The organism is Marinobacter sp. P4B1 (assembly GCF_001447135.1).
GTDB lineage: Bacteria > Pseudomonadota > Gammaproteobacteria > Pseudomonadales > Oleiphilaceae > Marinobacter > Marinobacter vinifirmus.
In genome coordinates, this window is the sequence record NZ_LLXM01000009.1 from 1 (window position 1) to 4,105 (window position 4,105).

Below are 4,105 nucleotides of genomic sequence, written 5' to 3' on the forward strand. Positions count from 1 at the left end.
TGAGGTGGACCCCATCAGTTGGACAGCCTGAAGGTGCAGTTAAGCTCTGATCCGGCTGTATTCCCGGCTCAAGCTGCCAGGGTCATGGGTTGTTGGTAGTACACCTCATCCGGTGTTTGGTAATCAAGGGTTTGGTGGTACCGGGTCTGATTGTAATGCCGGAAGTACCGGTGGAGCGCCTGCTTCAAGTGTCGGCCATCCTCGAAGGCAGTGAGGTAGACGCACTCGTGTTTGACGCTGCGCCAGAGCCGTTCCACAAAGATGTTGTCATGGTAGCAGCCTTTGCCGTCCATGCTGATCCGGATGCCATGCTCTTTGAGAACGCTTGTGAAGGCCTCGCTGGTGAACTGGACGCCCTGATCGGTGTTGAAGACCTCCGGTGTTCCGTGGCGCTGTAGAGCCTCCTCCAGTGCATCGACGCAGAAGTCTGTGTCCATGGTGTTGGAGACTCGCCAGGACAACACCTTGCGGCTGTACCAGTCGATGATGGCAACCAGATACATGAAGCCCCGGGCCAGCGGGATATATGAAATATCTGTTGCCCACACCTGGTTGGGGCGGTCGATTTTCAGCCCTGTGAGCAGATACGGGTACACCTTGTGCCCATCGCCCGGAATGCTGGTTCTGGGGCGCGGATACACCGCCTGAATGCCCATGGTGCGCATCAGCCGCTGCACCCGCTTCCGGTTGACCCGATAGCCCTGGTGCTGCAAGTGGACCCGCATCTTGCGAGAGCCATAGTACGGCGTTTCCAGGTGCTGTTGATCAATCAGGTACATCAGATCCAGATCCTCCTGACACTGCTCACGAGGGACGTAGTACACCGATGAGCGGCTCAGCTTGAGCAGCTCACACTGGCGCGAAAGACTGACTTGGGGATGACCACGCTCGATCATCGCCAACCGCTGTTGACGGCTTACTGATCGAGCTTGCGCGACAAAAAATCGCGTTCCACCGTCAGTCGGCCAATCTCTCGGTAAAGTTCGTCTGTGCTGGGCTCATCGGATTGCTTGCCGGCTTTCTTCTTGCCTTCGAAGAGGCCCGGGGCATTCTCCAGCAGTTCGCGCTTCCAGGTGCTGACCATGGTGGGGTGGATCTGGAAACGGGCAGCAATTTCGGATGTGGTCTGGTCGCCCTTGAGGGCAGCCAGGGCGACTTTGGACTTGAATGATGCGCTGTATTGCTTGCGTTTCTTGCTCATGATTCTCCTCCTTATGGAGATGATGAATCAGAGCTTAGGCACCTGTCCAAAATTTGGGGTCCACTTCATACCTCCATTCAATCAATGCAGCTCTGGAAGCCAGTGACCATCGTTGGGCTCGCGTCGTAAGTGACAGCATTATTCTGGACGTGGCTCTGAGGCAGGGTGAAATCGAAGTACTTCGCACCTGGTTTGGAAAAGTACCGGCTCGTACGATAAAAAAAATCGCTGCCTTGAGCATAGGTTACGCGTGGATTTTGTATTTCAGCCAACAAGCTCGTCAAGCAGAGGAAATACTGGTTAGTTCGCTTCATCCGAGCTCCAGGGGGGTGGGCAATCTTGATGAGGAAGGATGGCGGGAATTGGTTAATGCGATAGGCAAAGCTACACAGGATGAATTACTGGAGAGTCAGGTTCTCTGTCAAAAATGGATAGACTCCTTTGGCGACCGTAACATGGTTGGCAAAGGCGCAGCACTTACTTGCCAGGCATTCATTGCCTCCAGTGGACGCCATTTTGAAGAGTTGGAGCGATTGTCCCATCGAGCGGCTGTGGCCATCCAGTCATCCAATCAACATTACGCTTTTATCTGGCTTAAAACTGCAGAAATTCAGGCTGAACTGTTCAAGGGTGACATCGCCCGAGCAATGAGTGTGTTGATCCAGGCGAATAAAACAGCAGAAAAGATTCAGGTGCCAAAAACTTTTTTAAATAAAATGTTTGGCACCCTTGAGTTACAAATCCTGCACGAACAGAACCATCACCTGGTTACCCAGGAATCTGCACAGGCTTCGTTCGATTTCGCTTTGAACTATGGCGTTACAGATATTCTGTGGGGGTGTACACAGGCCTACAGCCGTTTTCTGTACCACCAAGGGTTCCGAGATAGAGCCATGGCCTTGTTGGAACAATCCCGCTTAGCCTCCTGCGAGCGAGAGCTCTCTCGTCTAAATATCCTGACTAAAGTTCAGTTAGCTGAGTTTACTCTCCTGAACAACGAGGAATTGGGTCCACCCATACTCCCCGATGAATGTGAGCTGACGTTCCTGCCAAATCAAAACCAGGCCATTCAAGCACGTATGGCCCTGGTAACCTCAATGTATAGACTACGGCTTGGGAAACAGTTTGGTGTCGCCGAAAAATATGCCAAACAAGCACTACAAAGCGCCAGCGCAATTTCAGACGCTAGAACCAGGATCGCCGCCCACTATTGTCAGGCCCTGGCAGCGTTTGCCCTCGGCTCATCAAAATCGGCGAAGCGCATGATTCTTGATGCAAACCTACTTTCGGAACATTTGAACTGTCACTTCACACGGCTCTGGATCAAAGAAGCGCTACTTTCTCTTAGCCCCCTTGCTCAGGATCTTTTTAACGATCTGCCAGACGACTCTGAAGCTAAAGCTACGAAGGATCCCGATGTCAGAATAGAAGACTCCAGCGTGCCACCTGTGCCCGGCAATGCCCACTCAACTATCACGATAAAGCAGATTTCTCTGTTGAAATGCGTAAGCAACGGAATGACCAACAGAGAGATCGCTGAACGGCTTCTCGTGACGGAGGATACCGTCAAATGGCATATGAAGAAGATTTTCAGCGAACTTAAAGTAACCAACCGGGTTCAGGCAGTCACTGAAGTGAGGTGGACCCCATCAGTTGGACAGCCTGAAGGTGCAGTTAAGCTCTGATCCGGCTGTATTCCCGGCTCAAGCTGCCAGGGTCATGGGTTGTTGGTAGTACACCTCATCCGGTGTTTGGTAATCAAGGGTTTGGTGGTACCGGGTCTGATTGTAATGCCGGAAGTACCGGTGGAGCGCCTGCTTCAAGTGTCGGCCATCCTCGAAGGCAGTGAGGTAGACGCACTCGTGTTTGACGCTGCGCCAGAGCCGTTCCACAAAGATGTTGTCATGGTAGCAGCCTTTGCCGTCCATGCTGATCCGGATGCCATGCTCTTTGAGAACGCTTGTGAAGGCCTCGCTGGTGAACTGGACGCCCTGATCGGTGTTGAAGACCTCCGGTGTTCCGTGGCGCTGTAGAGCCTCCTCCAGTGCATCGACGCAGAAGTCTGTGTCCATGGTGTTGGAGACTCGCCAGGACAACACCTTGCGGCTGTACCAGTCGATGATGGCAACCAGATACATGAAGCCCCGGGCCAGCGGGATATATGAAATATCTGTTGCCCACACCTGGTTGGGGCGGTCGATTTTCAGCCCTGTGAGCAGATACGGGTACACCTTGTGCCCATCGCCCGGAATGCTGGTTCTGGGGCGCGGATACACCGCCTGAATGCCCATGGTGCGCATCAGCCGCTGCACCCGCTTCCGGTTGACCCGATAGCCCTGGTGCTGCAAGTGGACCCGCATCTTGCGAGAGCCATAGTACGGCGTTTCCAGGTGCTGTTGATCAATCAGGTACATCAGATCCAGATCCTCCTGACACTGCTCACGAGGGACGTAGTACACCGATGAGCGGCTCAGCTTGAGCAGCTCACACTGGCGCGAAAGACTGACTTGGGGATGACCACGCTCGATCATCGCCAACCGCTGTTGACGGCTTACTGATCGAGCTTGCGCGACAAAAAATCGCGTTCCACCGTCAGTCGGCCAATCTCTCGGTAAAGTTCGTCTGTGCTGGGCTCATCGGATTGCTTGCCGGCTTTCTTCTTGCCTTCGAAGAGGCCCGGGGCATTCTCCAGCAGTTCGCGCTTCCAGGTGCTGACCATGGTGGGGTGGATCTGGAAACGGGCAGCAATTTCGGATGTGGTCTGGTCGCCCTTGAGGGCAGCCAGGGCGACTTTGGACTTGAATGATGCGCTGTATTGCTTGCGTTTCTTGCTCATGATTCTCCTCCTTATGGAGATGATGAATCAGAGCTTAGGCACCTGTCCAAAATTTGGGGTCCACTTCA

The 4,105-nt window shown here is 53.6% G+C and carries 3 protein-coding genes; 1 reads left to right on the forward strand and 2 read right to left on the reverse strand.

What is annotated here, in order from left to right:
• Positions 1-68: 68 nt before the first annotated feature.
• Positions 69-1,201 (reverse strand): IS3 family transposase gene (locus AQ621_RS06095; protein ID WP_145840233.1). Its coding sequence is split into 2 segments (ribosomal slippage): positions 69-931 and positions 931-1,201, totalling 1,134 coding nucleotides; the frame shifts between segments, so codons are not numbered across the junction.
• Between the two features lie 149 nt (positions 1,202-1,350).
• On the opposite strand from AQ621_RS06095, the gene AQ621_RS06105 reads away from it, so the two are divergent.
• The gene (locus AQ621_RS06105; RefSeq protein ID WP_227508253.1) at positions 1,351-2,886 is read left to right on the forward strand and encodes a helix-turn-helix transcriptional regulator; all 1,536 of its coding nucleotides are present in this window, start codon (positions 1,351-1,353) and stop codon (positions 2,884-2,886) included.
• An 18-nt stretch (positions 2,887-2,904) separates the two neighbouring features.
• Here the strand turns inward: AQ621_RS06105 and AQ621_RS06110 are convergent.
• A protein-coding gene (locus AQ621_RS06110) for an IS3 family transposase (protein ID WP_145840233.1) occupies positions 2,905-4,037 on the reverse strand; the annotation gives its coding sequence in 2 pieces (ribosomal slippage) (positions 2,905-3,767 and positions 3,767-4,037; 1,134 coding nt in all).
• Between the last annotated feature and the right edge of the window lie 68 nt (positions 4,038-4,105).